General features: G+C 73.9%; 13 protein-coding genes and 1 other RNA gene. 11 read left to right on the plus strand and 3 right to left on the minus strand.

What is annotated here, in order from left to right:
* Positions 1-93: 93 nt before the first annotated feature.
* Positions 94-3,276 carry an FHA domain-containing protein gene (locus ABZ898_RS07830; protein ID WP_361653996.1) on the minus strand — a complete coding sequence of 1,061 codons (3,183 nt, stop codon included), beginning with the start codon at positions 3,274-3,276 and terminating at the stop codon, positions 94-96.
* A gap of 374 nt (positions 3,277-3,650) precedes the next feature.
* Here ABZ898_RS07830 and ABZ898_RS07835 point away from each other — a divergent pair, with 374 nt between their 5' ends.
* The 4 genes from ABZ898_RS07835 to ABZ898_RS07850 all read left to right on the plus strand — a co-directional run bounded on the left by ABZ898_RS07835 (position 3,651) and on the right by ABZ898_RS07850 (position 9,341).
* The gene (locus ABZ898_RS07835) at positions 3,651-5,348 is read left to right on the plus strand and encodes a protein kinase (RefSeq protein WP_361653999.1); all 1,698 of its coding nucleotides are present in this window, start codon (positions 3,651-3,653) and stop codon (positions 5,346-5,348) included.
* Positions 5,349-5,479: 131 nt separating this feature from the next.
* A complete protein-coding gene (locus ABZ898_RS07840) occupies positions 5,480-6,694 on the plus strand; it encodes a serine/threonine-protein kinase (RefSeq protein WP_361654002.1) in 1,215 nt (404 codons plus the stop codon).
* A gap of 349 nt (positions 6,695-7,043) precedes the next feature.
* A complete protein-coding gene (gene prfB, locus ABZ898_RS07845) occupies positions 7,044-8,150 on the plus strand; it encodes a peptide chain release factor 2 (RefSeq protein ID WP_361654005.1) in 1,107 nt (368 codons plus the stop codon).
* A 327-nt stretch (positions 8,151-8,477) separates the two neighbouring features.
* Complete coding sequence (locus ABZ898_RS07850) at positions 8,478-9,341, plus strand: LPXTG cell wall anchor domain-containing protein (protein WP_361654008.1); 864 nt, start codon at positions 8,478-8,480, stop codon at positions 9,339-9,341.
* Between the two features lie 118 nt (positions 9,342-9,459).
* On the opposite strand, the gene ABZ898_RS07855 is transcribed toward ABZ898_RS07850, so the two are convergent.
* Positions 9,460-9,657, minus strand: coding sequence for a hypothetical protein (locus ABZ898_RS07855; RefSeq protein ID WP_361654011.1), 198 nt, complete (start codon positions 9,655-9,657; stop codon positions 9,460-9,462).
* A 235-nt stretch (positions 9,658-9,892) separates the two neighbouring features.
* On the opposite strand from ABZ898_RS07855, the gene ftsE reads away from it, so the two are divergent.
* From ftsE to ssrA, 5 genes are all read left to right on the plus strand, one after another.
* Positions 9,893-10,582 carry a cell division ATP-binding protein FtsE gene (gene ftsE, locus ABZ898_RS07860; protein ID WP_030810993.1) on the plus strand — a complete coding sequence of 230 codons (690 nt, stop codon included), beginning with the start codon at positions 9,893-9,895 and terminating at the stop codon, positions 10,580-10,582.
* Positions 10,583-10,616: 34 nt separating this feature from the next.
* Positions 10,617-11,537 (plus strand): permease-like cell division protein FtsX, encoded by a 921-nt coding sequence (gene ftsX, locus ABZ898_RS07865; protein ID WP_030810990.1) that lies wholly within the window; start codon positions 10,617-10,619, stop codon positions 11,535-11,537.
* A 67-nt stretch (positions 11,538-11,604) separates the two neighbouring features.
* A complete protein-coding gene (locus ABZ898_RS07870; RefSeq protein WP_361654015.1) occupies positions 11,605-12,801 on the plus strand; it encodes a S41 family peptidase in 1,197 nt (398 codons plus the stop codon).
* Between the two features lie 78 nt (positions 12,802-12,879).
* Positions 12,880-13,419 (plus strand): SsrA-binding protein SmpB, encoded by a 540-nt coding sequence (gene smpB, locus ABZ898_RS07875; protein WP_361654692.1) that lies wholly within the window; start codon positions 12,880-12,882, stop codon positions 13,417-13,419.
* 109 nt (positions 13,420-13,528) lie between these two features.
* Positions 13,529-13,897: a transfer-messenger RNA gene (ssrA, locus tag ABZ898_RS07880) on the plus strand.
* 74 nt (positions 13,898-13,971) lie between these two features.
* Here the strand turns inward: ssrA and ABZ898_RS07885 are convergent.
* Positions 13,972-15,156 (minus strand): MFS transporter, encoded by a 1,185-nt coding sequence (locus ABZ898_RS07885; protein ID WP_361654018.1) that lies wholly within the window; start codon positions 15,154-15,156, stop codon positions 13,972-13,974.
* 85 nt (positions 15,157-15,241) lie between these two features.
* Between ABZ898_RS07885 and ABZ898_RS07890 the strand changes: the two genes are divergently transcribed.
* A complete protein-coding gene (locus ABZ898_RS07890) occupies positions 15,242-16,207 on the plus strand; it encodes a LysR family transcriptional regulator (RefSeq protein WP_361654020.1) in 966 nt (321 codons plus the stop codon).
* Between the two features lie 362 nt (positions 16,208-16,569).
* Positions 16,570-17,427, plus strand: coding sequence for a hypothetical protein (locus ABZ898_RS07895; protein WP_361654023.1), 858 nt, complete (start codon positions 16,570-16,572; stop codon positions 17,425-17,427).
* The last annotated feature ends 17 nt before the right edge of the window (positions 17,428-17,444 follow it).

Below are 17,444 nucleotides of genomic sequence, written 5' to 3' on the forward strand. Positions count from 1 at the left end.
GAGCACCCGCAGGGTCCGGCCACGCATCGTGACCGGCTCGTGATCATCGGGGTATGCGTGCGGGGGGCGCCACAAGCTCCGGCGCCCCGCCGGTCACAGCAGCGAGGGCACCTGACCGGCCGAGACCTGCCGGGCCGCGCGCTCCACCGCGCTCGCCAGCAGGGCCAGGTCGGTGGGGCCGTTGCCCAGCTCGCGCACCGGGCGCCGGGCGGGGGGATCGCCCATCCGCTGCCAGTCCAGCGGCAGCACGGTCGGCCGCTGGGTCGCGGTGCGCGGGATACGGCCCGTCACCCGGCCGCCCTGCACCCCGGTGACCCGGCCGTCCGGGTACGCCAGCACGCCGCGCCCCGGCGCCGGTTCGCCCTCCGCGCTCCGCTCGGCCGGGCCCGTGCCGCGTCCGCCGGCCGGCGCCTCCAGCGTCACCCGCAGGGTGGCCCGCCGCGCCGGTTCCGTCTCCGCCGTACGGCCGCCCGTCCCGGACGCGGCCACCAGGTGCACGCCGAGCCGCTCGCCCTCGCGGGCCACCGCCTCCAGCGCCCGGACGACGGACCCGGCGGCGGGCCGGCCCGGCGAGCCCAGCGCGGGGGAGACCAGCGCGTCCAGGTCGTCGACGACCACCACCAGCCGGGGCAGCGGGGGCGCCGCCTCGGTGTGCTGCCGGGCGGCGCCGGGCCGCAGCCGCAGCGTGGAGCTGGGCGGCGTGTCCAGATCGCCGTCACCGGTGCCGCGCCCGCCGGGGCCGCGCTGGGCGACCATGCGGCCGGACACCTCGTGCGAGGTGTGCCAGTGCGCGAAGTCCGTCAGCCCCACCAGCTCCGAGCGCCGCTTCAGCTCCGCGCTCAGCGACTGCGCGAACTCCCGCATGCGCACCGGGTCGTTGGCGATCAGATGGGTCGTCACATGCGGTATGTCGGTACAGGACCGCAGGCCCTCGCCGGCCCCGGAGGCCGTGCCGACGCCGTCCCTGCCGTCGATCAGCACCATGCCGAGCCGGTCCGGGCGCTCGGCCGCCGCCAGCGACGCCGCCACCGCCCGCAGCAGTTCCGTACGGCCGCTGCCGGGCGGCCCCTCGACCAGCAGATGCGGGCCGTCGGCCACCAGGTCGGCGGTCACCGGACCGCGCGGACCGGCGCCCAGCACCACGCGGGCGCGCCCGCCCAGCGACTCGGTGTCGTCGGCCGCGTCCGCCCAGCGGGCCATCAGCGAGGCCGGGGTGGCCCGCGCCAGCCCCAGTTCGTCCAGCAGCCGGGCCGACAGCGGCAGCGGCACCGCCACGCGCGGGTGCCGGGCGTCGGCCGGGGTGTCCGGGCGCAGCGGGGCGAGCGCCCGCGCGAACCGTTCCGCCCACGCCCCCGACACCGCGTCCACGGCGGCGAGCGTGCCCGGCCCCACCGGGCCGGTCGGCGCCACCCGCATCAGCCGCAGCGCGGTCGCCACGTCGCCGCTGAGCAGCGCCACCGCCCCGCACTCCCGGAAGGTGGGCGTCGCCGCGCAGGCCGCCTCGTAGGTGGCGGTCAGCGGGGAGGCGGGGGAGGCGGGCGCCGTCTCGGCCAGGCACACCACGTGCACCCCGGCCGCCGGTCCGCTCACCGCCAGCCGCGCCACGTCCTCGCGCAGCGCCGACCCGCCGGGGTCGCCGTCCACCACGACCACCGTGTACGGCCCCGGGTGGCCCCCCGGGCCGTGCCGGAAGGCGGCGGGGTCCGTCCCGCTCTCGACCCGGCGCAGCAGTTCCCCGGTACGGGCCGCCGCCTGCTCGCGGTCGAAGGCGAGCAGCAGCCGGCAGTCCTGCCCGTGTCCGGGCCGTACGTGCGGCAGCCAGCCGAGCCACGACCACTCGGCCGTGCGCTCCTCCACCGGGCGGGAGCGGTCCGCGCTGATCAGCACGATCTCCAGCAGCTCGGGGGAGTGCAGCGCGGCGAGCTGGGCCACCACCGCGCGGGCCAGCCCGGCCAGCCGGGGGCGCGGACCGGCCAGACCCAGCGCGCCCGCCTCGCGCAGCGCGGCCGTCACCGGCACGGCGAGCAGGGGCGCGCCGTCGGGCCCCGTCCGGTCGGCGGTGCCGAGCCGCACCGCCAGCGCCTCCGGGTGCCCCGGACCCCGGTCCCAGAGCCGGGGGCCCGGACCGAGCGCCGTCAGCAGCAGCGCGGCCGGGTCGGGCCAGGTCTCCGGGCGCCGGAACGCCTCGGGCGGGGCCGCGGGGGCCGTCTCGGCGTACGCGGCGGAGCCGGCCTCGGTGTCCTCGTCCCGGGCGCCGGTGAGCTTGCGCGCCCAGGCGCCGATGCCGCCGCGCCGCCGGGCCGCCGCCATGTCGGTGCCCCGTACGGGGGTTCCCTTGCGGGTGGGGGAGTCCGGCTCCTCGGGGTGCGGGTCGTCGGGCCGGTGGCCGGGGTGGGTGTCGTGCTCCTGGTACCGGCCGGCGGGCCTGCTCTCGATGCGGGGCGCCCGGCCCTGCTCGGGCACCCCCGCCCGCCGCGGGCGCTCGGCGCCGACGCGTCCGGCCGTGCCGTACCCGTGCCCGGTCGGGCCGTCCGGCGCGGCCGCGTCCGGTGCCGGGGCGGGGGTGTCCGGGGTGTCCCAGGGGCAGGCTTCGGGGTCGTCCCCGAGGGGCACCCGGACGCAGCCCTCGCCGTCGGGCACCGTGCGCACCCGGGCTCCGGGGCCCGCCGACGGGGTGACCCTGAGCGCGGACTCGCCGAGGCGCAGCAGGCCGCCCGCGGGGACGCGCAGCGGGCGGTCGGCCACGCGGGCGCCGTCCAGCGTGGTGCCGTTGGTGGAGTCGAGGTCGGTGACCGTGACCCGGCCCTCGGCGCCCACCGTGACCGCGCAGTGCAGCCGGGAGACGTCCGGGTCGTCCAGGGGCACGTCGGCGTCGGCGGAGCGGCCGACCGTTATCCGGCCCCCGTGCAGCAGGTGGACCCCGCCCGCGTCCGGGCCGGCGACCACGTGGAGCTGGGTGGGGGCGTCGTCCAGTTCGGGATGCGGCTCGGGGGCCGCCGGGGCGCCCAGGGACAGCACCGCGCCGTCGACCAGCGGGGGCTCGCCGAGGGTGTGGCGGCGCGGGTCCAGACGGTCCGCGCCCGCGTACAGCACCACCTGGGCGCCGCCGCCGTCCCGCCCGGCCCCGCTCTCCCCGGTGACCGCCGAGGCGAGCGCGGGCGCCACCGACGCCAGCTCGGTGCCCGTGGGCGCCGTGACCAGCACGTCGCGCGTCGCGGCGCCACCCCGCCTCGGGGACGCACCCAGCGGATCTACGACGGTCAGCCGGATCTGCATCGCCGTCAGCGGTCCCTTCTGCCCGGCCGCGGAGGTCCCCCACTCCGCACGGGCACGTAGGCCAGTACTGCAGGCATCCTCGCACCTGTCGCGGCCCTCCCGCCCGCGTCCCGAGGCGAAGTGATCTTGATTGGTCAGCTCTGCCCCCAAAAGTGCCTGACCGGTGACGCGGCGGCGATCACTTGAGATCGGTCACGCACCCGAATGGGCAACCGGCGGACCGAGGTGAGCGTCTTTTCTCCGAACACGGACCACGAGCCGCGCGTACTGGTTCAGGGGGCGGCTTTGGGACGGGCCACTACAGTGGTCGGAACGCCGGAACACCGGCGGCAATCAGCGAGCAAGCAGCCAATAGCAAGCAGGGAGCGCGTGACGTGCGGCCAGTCGGCAGCAAGTACCTGCTCGAGGAGCCGCTCGGACGCGGCGCCACGGGCACCGTCTGGCGCGCCCGCCAGCGGGAGACGGCGGGCGCCGAGGCGGCCGTGGCGGGCCAGCCCGGCGAGACGGTCGCCATCAAGGTCCTCAAGGAGGAGCTGGCGAGCGACCCGGACATCGTGATGCGCTTCCTGCGCGAGCGCTCCGTACTGCTCCGTCTCACCCACCCCAACATCGTCCGGGTCCGCGACCTGGTCGTCGAGGGCGATCTGCTGGCGCTCGTCATGGACCTCGTCGAGGGCCCCGACCTGCACCGCTACCTGCGGGAGAACGGCACCTTCTCGCCCGTCGCCGCCGCCCTGCTCACCGCACAGGTCGCCGACGCGCTCGCCGCCAGCCACGCCGACGGCGTCGTCCACCGCGACCTGAAGCCCGCCAACGTGCTGCTGCGCCAGTACGACGGCCAGATGTACCCGATGCTGACCGACTTCGGCATCGCCCGCCTGGCCGACTCGCCCGGTCTGACCCGCACCCACGAGTTCGTCGGCACCCCCGCCTACGTGGCCCCGGAGTCCGCCGAGGGCCGCCCGCAGACCTCGGCCGTCGACGTCTACGGCGCCGGCATCCTGCTGTACGAGCTGGTCACCGGGCGTCCGCCGTTCTCCGGCGCCACCGCCCTGGAGGTGCTGCACCAGCACCTGAGCGCCGAACCGCGCCGCCCCTCCACGGTCCCCGACCCGCTGTGGACCGTCATAGAGCGCTGCCTGCGCAAGAACCCCGGACAGAGGCCGAGCGCCGAGAACCTCGCCCGCGCCCTGCGCGTGGTCGCCGACGGCGTCGGCGTGCACGCCGGCCCCGCGCAGATCGCCGCGGCCGAGGGCGTCGGCGCCCTCCTCGCGCCCGACCCCGCCCCGGCCCCCGTGCCGGAGGTGCCCGGCGCCGCCGACGCCACCCAGGTGCTCCCCCCGAACGCCGCCCAGGGCGCCTACGACCACTACGACCCCAACGCCGCCACCAGCTTCCTCCCGCACACCGCGGGCCCGCAGGGCGCCGCCGACCCGACCACCGTGCTCCCCAGCACCGGCGCCGCCGACCCCACCACGGTCATGCCCCCGGTGCCCCAGGGCCGGCCGGGCCAGTACGACCCGCAGGACCCCTACGGGCAGAACCAGCAGCAGCCGGACCAGCCGCACCCGTGGCAGACCCAGCTCCGCGCCGCCCGCGACCGCAACGAGCAGACCCAGGTCCAGTACCTCGACCCGGACGACGACCCGCTGCGCCGCCGCCCCCAGCGGCAGGCCGCCCGCCCGCAGCACCAGGCCCAGCAGCCCCGCTCGCAGCAGCCGCAGGCCCGCCCGCAGCCCCGGCGCCAGACCCCGCAGCCGCAGCAGTACTCCCCGCCGCCGCAGCCCCAGCGGTACGCCCCGCCGGAGCCGCAGCGGCCCGCGCGCGAGCCCCGCGCGCCCCGGCAGCGCAGCGCCAACCCGATGAAGATCCCCGGCCTCGGCTGCCTCAAGGGCTGCCTGTTCACGATCCTCATCCTGGTCGTGGCGAGCTGGCTCATCTGGGAGCTGACCCCGCTGCACACCTGGGTCGGCCAGGGCAAGGGCTACTGGGACCAGCTCAGCGACTGGGCCGGTTCCGTCTCCGACTGGTTCAAGAACCTGGACAGTTCGACGGGCGGCGGCGGCAACTGAACGGCCGCTCGCGGAGCCGGTTCTGGGGACTTGTCGACACCCAGCGGGTGATTTCCGGCTCCGCGGTGAAGGCGGGCCCGGCAGCCGCGTAGTTTTGTCGACCGGGGCAACACGCGTCTGTAGGAGCAGTCTTGGCACGGAAGATCGGCAGCCGGTACATCGCCAACCAGATCCTGGGTCGGGGCAGCGCCGGGACAGTGTGGCTGGGCGAGGGACCGGACGGACCCGTCGCCATCAAGCTGCTGCGCGAGGACCTCGCCTCCGACCAGGAACTGGTCGGCCGCTTCGTGCAGGAACGCACCGCGCTGCTCGGTCTCGAACACCCGCACATCGTCACCGTGCGCGACCTGGTGGTCGACGGCAACGACCTCGCCCTGGTGATGGACATCGTCCGCGGCACCGACCTGCGCACCCGCCTGGAGCGCGAGCGCCGCCTCGCCCCCGAGGCCGCCGTGGCGATCGTCGCCGACGTCGCCGACGGCCTCGCCGCCGCGCACGCGGCCGGGGTCGTCCACCGGGACGTCAAGCCCGAGAACATCCTCCTCGACATGCGCGGCCCGCTCGGCCCCGGCGGCGCCCACCCGGCGCTGCTCACCGACTTCGGTGTGGCCAAGCTCATCGACTCGCCCAAGCGCACCCGCGCCACGAAGATCATCGGGACCCCCGACTACCTCGCCCCCGAGATCGTCGAGGGCCTGCCCCCGCGCGCCGCCGTGGACATCTACGCCCTGGCCACGGTCCTGTACGAACTGCTCGCGGGCTTCACCCCCTTCGGCGGCGGCCACCCCGGCGCGGTGCTGCGCAGACACGTCACCGAGACCGTCGTCCCGCTGCCCGGCATCCCCGAGGAGCTCTGGCAGCTCGTCGTCCAGTGCCTGGCTAAGGGCCCCGCCTCCCGCCTGCGCGCCTCCGAGCTCGCCGCCCGCCTGCGCGAGCAGCTGCCGACCCTGGAGGGCCTGCCCCCGCTGGAGGTGGACGAGCCCGACCCCGAGTCCGCCCCGGAGGAACCCCCGGCGCCGCTCCCGCCCACCGAGCCGGCCCGCCGCCGGGGCGCCGTCTCCCTGGTCCCCGGCGCCAAGCCCGACTCCAACCGCGACACCCACACCTCCATGCGGGTCCCCGCCCCCGACGAACTCGCCGGCGGCGCCCACGGCACGGCCCGCGCCCCGCGTTCCTCCGGCGCCCCCCGCCCCGGCTCCGCCCGCCACCGGGCCGCGGCCCGGCGCCGCAGAGTCACGCTGACGCTGGCGGGCACCCTCCTGGTGGCGGCGGTCGGCTACGGAGTCTGGACCACCTCCACCGACGACACCCCACCCCAGGACACCCAGACCACGTCGACCCCCTGACCCCCTGGGGCTCCGCCCCAGACCCCGCTTTCCCACCCACCCGTCTCGGTAGGCGAAGAGGCGAGGCACGGAGGAGGGGTACGGGGCCCGGTCGAGGATGCCCGGTCCGTCCTGCGTTCGAGGCCCCATGCGCGCCTGGCGGCTGACCGGCGGCAGCCGTTCCGGCCGGGCCATCCAGCCCAGGTCAGCCACATTCAGCCCGTCCGGCGTTTGAGGACGAGGCCCCTCAAGGGCCGACAGCGGGGGTCCGGGGGCGCAGCCCCTGGTACGCCGCGAGCAACACCCCGCACCCCGGTGGTACCGACCGCCGAGGACCGACCGCACCCGGCGGAGCCGTTACGCTGGGGGCGTGGCAGTCGTCGATGTATCCGAAGAGCTGAAGTCCCTCTCCTCGACCATGGAGTCGATCGAGGCCGTTTTGGACCTCGACAAGCTGAGGGCAGACATCGCCGTGCTCGAGGAGCAGGCGGCCGTGCCTTCCCTCTGGGACAACCCGGACGAGGCGCAGAAGATCACCAGCAAGCTCTCCCACCTCCAGGCCGAGGTCAGGAAGGCGGAGGCGCTGCGCGGCCGGATCGACGATCTCGCCGTCCTCTTCGAGATGGCCGAGGAGGAGGACGACCCGGACACCCGTGCCGAGGCCGAGTCCGAGCTGGCCGCGGTGAAGAAGGCGCTGGACGAGATGGAGGTCCGTACCCTCCTGAGCGGTGAGTACGACTCCCGCGAGGCGCTGGTCAACATCCGCGCGGAGGCGGGCGGCGTCGACGCCGCCGACTTCGCCGAGCAGCTCCAGCGCATGTACCTGCGCTGGGCCGAGCGCCACGGCTACAAGACGGAGATCTACGAGACGTCGTACGCCGAGGAGGCCGGCATCAAGTCGACCACCTTCGCCGTCCAGATCCCGTACGCGTACGGCACGCTCTCCGTCGAGCAGGGCACGCACCGCCTGGTGCGCATCTCGCCCTTCGACAACCAGGGCCGCCGTCAGACGTCCTTCGCGGGCGTCGAGGTGCTCCCGGTGGTGGAGCAGACCGACCACGTCGAGATCGACGAGTCGGACCTGCGCATCGACGTCTACCGTTCCTCGGGCCCCGGCGGCCAGGGCGTGAACACGACGGACTCCGCGGTCCGCCTCACCCACCTGCCCACCGGCATCGTGGTCTCCTGCCAGAACGAGCGCTCGCAGATCCAGAACAAGGCCACGGCCATGAACGTGCTCCAGGCCAAGCTGCTGGAGCGCCAGCGGCAGGAGGAGCGCGCCAAGATGGACGCCCTCAAGGGCGACGGCGGCAGTTCCTGGGGCAACCAGATGCGTTCGTACGTCCTGCACCCGTACCAGATGGTCAAGGACCTGCGTACGGACTTCGAGGTCGGCAACCCGCAGTCCGTGCTCGACGGCGAGATCGACGGTTTCCTGGAAGCCGGAATTCGCTGGCGCAAGCAGCAGGAGAAGTAAGTTTGTCGACATGACAACCTTGGAGAACTGCCGTCCTTGGGGCGGCAGTTCTTTTGTTTCTGGGTTTTAGGTCACAGTCAGAGCAGTCAACTCCCGGCAAACACCCTCCCATAGGACATTGCGCCCGCAACGGCCTTGACGTTGCTTTGAAAAATGGGAATGGTGAATCGCGGCATGCGTGTCCATGGGGCGCATGTGAACCGGGGGAACGGGAGAGTGCCGGGTGCCGACGCGACAGTCGGACCCGGCGTCGTCGGCTACCCCCGTCGAGCACGGCCCGCCCCAAGCGCAGCCTCATCGACAACAGCTACTGGGGGTAGCACACATATGACGAAGAAGACGCGTGTTCGCGTCGCACGTATAGCCGCCGGCGCCGTGATCGCGGCCGGCGCTTCGCTGATGGTGGCCGGTGTCGCCTCGGCCGACCCGCGCCCCGAGCCCGACCCGTCGTGCACCATCGGTACCTGCACCGAGCCCGACCCGGGCGGCAACACCGAGGGCGGCGCCAACGCCGGCGCGCAGGGCGGCACGGGGAACGCCGGTGCCCAGGGCGGTAACACCAACGGCGGGAACACCACCGGCAGCACCACCGCCGGCGGCACCACCAACGGCGGCAACACGACCGGCGGAGCCCTCGGCGGCGTGATCGGCGGTGTGATCGGCGGGACCTCCACCACGGGCGGCTCGACCAGCACCGGCGGCACCTCGACCACGGGCGGTACGTCGACCACGGGTGGCACCTCGACCACCGGCGGCACCTCCACCACGGGCGGTACGTCGACCACCGGCGGCACCTCGACCACGGGTGGCACCTCCACCACGGGCGGCACGTCCACCACGGGTGGCACTTCCACCACCGGCGGTAACGGCGGCACCTCCACCACCGGCGGCAACGGCGGGACCGGTTCCACCGGCGGCAACGGCTCGACCGGCGGTTCCACCGGCGGCACCGGCACCACCCCCGACGGCGGCGGCAACGACAACGTCTCCCAGGAGGAGGGCACCTCCGCCCTCACCGACACCGGCTCGGACACCGCTCCGCAGCAGACCGGCAACGGCAAGCAGCTCGCCGAGACCGGTGCGGGCCAGACCACGTTCCTGCTGGTCGGCGCCGCGACGATGATCGCGGGCGGCGTCGCCTTCCGCGTCCTTCCGCGCATGGCGGGCAACCGCGACGGCACGGCCGCCTGAAGGTAGCCGCCTCGTCACTCCGCGCCACCGCGCGCCGGAGCGGGCGAACAGAAGGGCCCGGAGCGCATCCACGCGCTCCGGGCCCCCTTCGTTGTTCCGGGCCCCCGCAGTGCCCCGTCTAGACGCCCTGGTGCGCCAGGATCGCCGTCAGCGCGATCAGCACCACCAACAGCGCGATCAGTGCCACCGGGCTCACCCCGGCCATGAAGCCCGACTGCTGCTGCTGCAGCCGCTCGCGGCTTGCACGGCACACCGGGCACCGGCCCTCGTTCACAGGGGCCGCGCAGTTAGCGCACACCAACCGGTCGTACGTCATGCGCTCGCCCTCCTCGTGCCAGGCCCTCAACCCCGTACAACGCCGTCGGGAACGAGAACGTTCCCCCTCCACTCTGCCAGGTTCCCCCCGAAAGAGCGCGGGCGCCCGGGAAAGCGGAGAGCACCGGCCGTACAAAAAGCCACAAGTCTCTCCCAACCGCGACCGGGCCCTGCGTAGGCACTCCCGGTTCGCGTATGGTCACGCTCATCATCCCCCGGCGACCCGTGGTGCATCCGTGATCCGATTCGACAGTGTCTCCAAGGTCTACCCCAAGCAGACCCGCCCCGCCCTCAGGGAGGTGTCCCTGGAAGTGGAGAAGGGCGAGTTCGTCTTCCTCGTGGGGTCGTCCGGCTCCGGCAAGTCGACCTTCCTCAGGCTCGTGCTCCGCGAGGAGCGGTGCAGCCACGGCCAGGTCCACGTCCTCGGCAAGGACCTCGCGCGCCTCTCCAACTGGAAGGTGCCGCAGATGCGCCGCCAGCTCGGGACGGTCTTCCAGGACTTCCGCCTGTTGCCCAACAAGACGGTCGCGGAGAACGTGGCCTTCGCGCAGGAGGTCATCGGCAAGTCCCGCGGCGAGATCCGCAAGTCCGTGCCCCAGGTGCTCGACCTCGTCGGGCTCGGCGGCAAGGAGGACCGCATGCCGGGCGAGCTGTCCGGCGGTGAGCAGCAGCGCGTCGCCATCGCGCGGGCGTTCGTCAACCGGCCCAAGCTGCTGATCGCCGACGAGCCCACCGGCAACCTCGACCCGCAGACCTCCGTCGGCATCATGAAGCTGCTCGACCGGATCAACCGGACGGGCACCACCGTCATCATGGCGACGCACGACCAGAACATCGTGGACCAGATGCGCAAGCGCGTCATCGAGCTGGAGAAGGGCCGCCTCGTGCGCGACCAGGCCCGCGGCGTCTACGGCTACCAGCACTAAGCAAGTTCACGACGGAAAGGCTTGACCAGACGCCATGCGCGCCCAGTTCGTCATGTCGGAGATCGGTGTCGGTCTCCGCCGCAACCTGACGATGACCTTCGCCGTCATCGTCTCCGTCGCCCTGTCCCTGGCCCTCTTCGGCGGCTCCCTGATGATGAGCGACCAGGTGAGCACCATGAAGGGCTACTGGTACGACAAGGTCAACGTCTCGATCTTCCTCTGCAACAAGAGCGACGCCCAGTCCGACGTGAACTGCGCCAAGGGCGCGGCCACCGAGGACCAGAAGAAGCAGATCCAGGCCGACCTCGGCAAGATGTCCTCCATCGTGGAGAAGGTCACCTACGAGTCCCAGGACACGGCCTACAAGCACTACAAGGAGCAGTTCGGGAACTCCCCGCTGGCCAGCTCGCTGACGCCGGACCAGATGCAGGAGTCGTACCGGATCAAGCTCAAGGACCCGCAGAAGTACCAGGTGATCGCCACCGCGTTCAACGGGCGGGCCGGCGTGCAGTCGGTGCAGGACCAGCGGAGCATCCTCGACAACCTGTTCCAGCTCCTCAACCTGATGAACCGCGCCGCGCTCTTCCTGATGGCGCTGATGCTGTTCGTGGCGCTGCTGCTGATCGTCAACACCGTCCGCGTGTCCGCGTTCAGCCGCCGCCGGGAGACCGGGATCATGCGGCTGGTCGGCGCCTCCGGCTTCTACATCCAGGCGCCGTTCATCATGGAGGCCGCGGTCGCCGGCCTCATCGGCGGCAGCCTGGCGTGCGTCTTCCTGGTGCTGGGCCGGTACTTCACCATCGACCACGGCATGGCCCTCTCCAGCAAGCTGACGCTCATCAACTTCATCGGCTGGGACTCGGTGTTGACCAAGCTCCCGCTGATCCTCGCGACCAGCGTGCTGATGCCCTCCCTGGCGGCGTTCTTCGCGTTGCGCAAGTACCTGAAGGTGTGACACATACCAAGAGGGCCGTACAGGCATCCGTCTGTACGGCCCTTCGCGTTGTCCTAGACTCACCGCCATGTCAGGCCGAGCCCTGTTCCGTCAGCCCCGCCGCAAACGCCGCGGGGCCGCCCTGACCTTGGTGTTCGCCGGAGCGCTGACCGCGGGCGCGGTCACGGGCTCCCTCCCGGGCACCGCCGAGGCCCGCCGCATGGACGCCAAGGCCGAGGCCGCGCAGGGCGGTCAGGACGCCGGGAAGCGGGCCGTGCCCCGCCCGGAGGACGTGCGCCGGGCCGCCGCCGAGGCGATGGCCAAGGGCGAGTCGCCCACCGAGGCCGCCGAACAGGCCGTCAGCCGCAGCGGGGACCGCTGGGCCGCCGTGTACTCCGAGGACGAGTACGCCGAGTTCCGCGACGCGCTCGACGGCGAGTACACCGGCGTCGGACTGTGGGCCAGGCGCGAGCGCGACGGCCATGTCACCGTCAGCCGCGTGCGGTCCGGCTCGCCCGCCGCCGACGCCGGCATCCACCGGGGCGACCGGCTGCGCAGCGTCGACGGGCGCGGGGTCGACGGCCGCCCGGTCACCGAGGTGGTGTCCCTGCTCCGCGGCGACGCCGAGGACGCCTCCGCCGGGACCCCGGTCACCGTCGGCATCCAGCGCGGCACCGCCTCCTGGTCCCGGACCCTGCACCGGGCCCGGCTCTCCACCGACCCGGTGACCGTCGCCCGGCAGGCCGACGGGGTCGTCGTGGTCCGGGTCTCCGCCTTCACCAAGGGCGCCGCCGGGGCCGTACGGGACGCCGTCGCGGCCGCCCCCGCGGACAGCGGGATCGTGCTCGACCTGCGCGGCAACTCCGGCGGCCTGGTCACCGAGGCCGTCTCCGCCGCCTCCTGCTTCCTCGACGGCGGCCTGGTCGCCACCTACGACGTCGACGGCGCCCAGCGCGCCCTGCACGCGGCCTCCGGCGGCGACACCGCCCGTCCGCTGGTCGTCCTGGTCGACGGGGGCACGATGAGCGCGGCCGAGCTGCTGACCGGCGCCCTGCAGGACCGGGGCCGGGCGGTGGTGATCGGCTCCCGCACCTTCGGCAAGGGCTCGGTGCAGATGCCGACCGAGCTGCCGGACGGCTCGGTGGCCGAGCTGACCGTCGGCCACTACCGCACCCCCTCCGGCCACGCCGTCGACGGCCGGGGCATCACCCCCGACCTCGACGCGGGCCCCGGCGCGCTGGAGCGGGCCCGCAAGGTCCTCACGGGCCTGGGCGACCCGCGCTAGCCGTCCCGGCCCCGCGCTAATGCGCTTCCCTTCGCCCCCCTCCTTGGTGCGAAAATGGCCAGCACTATGAGCAAGGGAATGTACGTACCGAAGGAGTCCCAGCCCAAGCAGGGCGGCGCGGGCTCCGGCAAGGCCAAGGTGAAGGACGGCAAGCGCAAGCTCGTCGCCCAGAACAAGAAGGCGCGGCACGACTACGCGATCATCGACACCTACGAGGCCGGGATCGTACTGTCCGGCACCGAGGTGAAGTCGCTGCGCCAGGGGCGGGCCTCGCTGGCCGACGGCTTCGTCCAGATCGACGGGAACGAGGCGTGGCTGCACAACGCCCACATCCCGGAGTACAGCCAGGGCACCTGGACCAACCACTCCGTGCGCCGCAAGCGCAAGCTGCTCCTGCACCGCGAGGAGATCGACAAGCTGGAGGCGAAGTCCCAGGAGACGGGCCACACCATCGTGCCGCTCGCCCTGTACTTCAAGGACGGCCGGGCCAAGGCGGAGATCGCGCTGGCGCGGGGCAAGAAGGAGTACGACAAGCGGCAGACCCTGCGCGAGAAGCAGGACCGGCGCGAGTCGGACCGTGCCATCGCGGCGGCCAAGCGCAAGCAGCGCGGCTCCTAGCCGGCCCGGCGGGAATAGGCTGGCACTGTCGTGCGTTGGTCACGTACGATGGCACAGCACTCCATCGAGGGTGCGCCGCCTCCTGCGGGGGGCATTGAAAAAACAACATGGGGATGATCGGTTTCGACAGCGGATGTCGAAGCAGGGGAAGCGTGTCGAGGAAGCGGCAATGATCTCGTAAACCATATGTCGCAACCAATAATCGCCAACACCAAGCGCGATTCCTTCGCCCTCGCTGCCTAAGTAGCGACTTGCGAAGTGTCAGCCCGGGGCTGTTCCCGACCCGGATCCTGGCATCAGCTAGGGAACTAAACCTTGATCCCGGTCACGGGGTGAAGAGGGAAACCTAACAGTGACTGAGCCCGTCGGAGACTTGTCCGCGTGATCTCCGGGGCCGAGAAAATCGAAGCGGACTGCACACGGAGAAGCCCTGTTTCCGCACCGGTGGACGCGGGTTCGATTCCCGCCATCTCCACGATCGGGAGGCCCTCGGGTCTCCGGAACCCATGTGGGCAAAGGCCCCGTCGCGCTGAGCGGCGGGGCCTTCGTCTTTCACCGGGGCCCGCGCGATGCCCGGCCGAGCAGGCAGGCCGCCGAGGCCGCCAGCGCCGGTACCGCGTAGGCCGTCGTCGCGCCGAGGTGGTCCGCCGCCCAGCCGCCGGCCGCCGAACCGCAGGCGATACCGGTGAGCAGGGCCGTCACGACCAGGCTCATCCCCTCGTTCAGGCGGCCGGGCGGGGTGCGTTCCTGGACCAGCGTCATCGCCGTCACCATGGTCGGCGCGGTCGCCGTGCCGGCCACCAGCAGCGCACCGGCCAGTACCCAGAGCGACCCGGTCCCGGCCGCGAGCCACGGCAGCGTCATCAGCGCGGCCATCGCGGGCAGGCACCGCATGAGCCGCCGCCCGGCGGGCCCCGGCGGCAGCGCCCCGTACAGCAGCCCCGCCGCGCACGACCCCGCGGCCTGTAGCGCGAGCACCGCGCCGGCCACCGCGCGCTGCCCCTGGGCGTCGGCGTACGCCACGGTGACGATCTCCATCGACCCGAACACCGCGCCGGTCGCCGTGAAGCAGACCAGCAGCGGCCGGACGCCGGGGGCGCGCAGCGGGGACGGCGCCCGGGTGCGGGGGCTCGGCGGCGGCTCGGTCGCGCGCTGCGCGGTGAACAGCAGCATCCCGGTGAGCAGCAGCACGGCCCCGGCGAGGGTGCCCGCCTCGGGGAAGAGGACACCGGTCAGGAAGGACGCCAGCGCCGGGCCCAGCATGAAGCACAGCTCGTCGGCGGCCTGCTCGAAGGCGTTCGCGGTGTGCAGGGACGCCGGGTCGTCGTCCAGCAGGTGGGCCCAGCGGGCGCGGGAGAGCCCGCCGATGTTGGGCGTGGCCGCCCAGGAGGCGTACGCGGCGAACAGCGTCCAGTCGGGGGCGTCGTACCGCACGCACAGCAGCAGGGCCAGGGCGCCGAGCACCGCCACGAGGGTCGCGGGCCTGGCCACCCTGGCCTGCCCGTGCCGGTCCACCAGCCGGGCCAGCCAGGGGCCCGCCAGGCCGCTCGCCACCAGCCCGGTCGCGCTGACCGCACCGGCCAGGGCGTACGAGCCCCGCGCCCCGGCGATCATCACGACCGCGCTCACCCCGGCCATCCCCACCGGGAGCCGGGCGAGCAGGTTGCCGGCGGTGAAGGCGAGGGCGCCGGGGCGGGTGAAGAGGCGACGGTAGGCGGGTGCGGTCAGCGTGGGCATGCCGCTCACGCTCCCGCGCACCCCAGCCGGTGGTCCAACACCTGTCCGGCACCGATTCACGCACCCGCGTTGTAGGTTCGCCGCCATGCCCCCCGCGATCGAACCCCGGCTGCTGCGCGCCTTCGTCGCCGTCGCCGAGGAACTGCACTTCACCCGCGCCGCCGCCCGGCTCTACGTCGCCCAGCAGGCGCTGAGCCGGGACGTGCGGCGGCTCGAACGGGAGCTGGGCGCCGAGCTGTTCGTCCGTACCACCCGGCAGGTGACGCTCACCGCCGACGGCGAGCGTCTGCTGCCGCACGCCCGGCGCGTGCTCGCCGCCCAGGAGGATCTGCTCGCCGCGTTCGGCGGCGCCCGCCCGCTGCTGGTCGACGTCAATTCCGAAGGGCCCCTGACCGCACACCGGGTGCTGCTCCGGGCCCGTGAACTGGCGCCCGGTCAGGAGCTGTTGGCTCGCTACGAGCGCGGCCTCACCGGAGCGGCCACCGCCCTGCTCGCCGGGCGGCTGGACGTCTCCTTCGGCCGCTACGCCGGTCTGGACCCGGCACTGCGCTCCGGGCTCACCCAACAGCCCGTGCGCTACGAGCGGATGGCGGTGCTGCTGCCCGAGGACCACCCGCTGGCGGAGCTGTCCGAGGTGCCGCTCGGGGCGCTCGCCGGGGAGACGGTGTACGCCGGGGCGGGCAACCCCGGCACGCGGGAGTGGACCGAGCTCGCGCGTCAGCTCTTCGAGGGACGCGGTATCCGGCTCGCACCACCCCATCCGGTGGTTCTCGGCGCCGAGGAGTTCACTCGCGTGATGGCGGCGAGCCGGATGCCGGTGCTCGCGGTGGTGGATTTTCCGGCCATGTCGGGCGCGGTGCTGCGACCCCTGGCCGATCCCGTTCCGCTTTCACCCCTGTCGCTGGTGTGGCGGAAGGGGCTGGTCCATCCCGCGCTGGACGCCCTGCGGGCGGCGGCGGCCGAGCTGACCCGCGCCGGGAAGTGGCTCTCCCTGCCCGCCGACCGATGGATTCCGGCCACCGACATCGAGGTGATGAGTCGCCCGTTCTGACACTCCGAGCACACGGAAACTCACCATGCGCTACATTCGGGGACCCGAGCACTGGGGTAGAGGGGGGCGCTCGGACCGGGTGGGGGCCTGGTCCGGCCGGCGCGTGCTCGGGTGTCGCCGGCGCACCCCGGAACAGTCCCGTGGGGGGATGTGCGCACGTGGAACAGTGGCGAGACGACCGTCGACCGGAATGGCCCGATGTGGCGTCGGCGGCAGAAGACATGCAGGTGGCAGGGGGTTCCACCCAGGCTTTTCCGGAAACCGGAACCGTGGCGGAGGCTGAATCGGCAGCTCCGCGCGGGAATCCGCCGGGCGGAGGGCGCGCCGCGTTCCCACGCGTCGTACGCCCATTCGACGCCGGTGTGTTCGCGGCGGCGGAGATACTCCGGGGCGGCCCGGCCGCCCTGTCCGCGACCGACGCGACGGCCCTGCTCCCGCGCCCGGGAACCCCGCGCGCGGCGGCCGACTTCCGCCCCTCGGGCGGCGGGTCCGAAATCGAACGGACGGCCTTGCTGCCCGTCCGGCCGGATGCCGTCCCGCCGGACGCCGCCCCGGCGGGACGCGCGGCCCATGATCCGCACGAGGTGACCGTCCAGCTGGACTCGGTCCAGGCCGACGGCGCGACGGCCGCCGACCGCGCGGGCGGGGCCGAGGCGGCGGACGCACCGGTGTTCGTGGACGAGTCCGGCCGCCGCAGCCGCACCTTCCGGCGCCTCGGCCTGCTGGTCGCCGGACTCTGCGCGGGCTACGCCGCCGTCATCGGCGTCACCCTGCTCTCCGGCAGCTCCGACGCGCCCTGGCTGCCGATGCCGCAGAAGGAGGACGAGCCCGCGAGCCGGGTCGACACCTCGCCCGCGCCCACCGCCTCGGCCCCGGCCGCCACCGGTGGGAAGGGCCGCGGCCGCACGGGCACCGGACCCGCCGCGCCGGGCACCGCACCCGCCACCGTCGCCGCCGTGCCCGTACCCGGGCGGCAGAGCCCCGCGGCCGGCGGCACCACCGCCGCCCGGCCGCCCGCCGCGGCGAGCCCGACGTCCGGCCGGTCCGTGCCGCCCGCGCCCGGCGGGAGCAGTCCCAGGCCCGCGACCAGCGCGACCGCGTCGGCCGAGCCGTCCCAGGCGCCGAGCAGCACCGCGCCCAGTCCGGCCGTCACCGAGTCCCCGGCCGGCGGAAACGGCCCGCAGCCGCACGGCTCGGCCGCCCGCCCCGCCGCCGGATGACGCGCCGCGACCCCGAC

Origin of the sequence: Streptomyces sp. NPDC046860, from assembly GCF_040645115.1 — a bacterium.
Classification (GTDB): domain Bacteria; phylum Actinomycetota; class Actinomycetes; order Streptomycetales; family Streptomycetaceae; genus Streptomyces.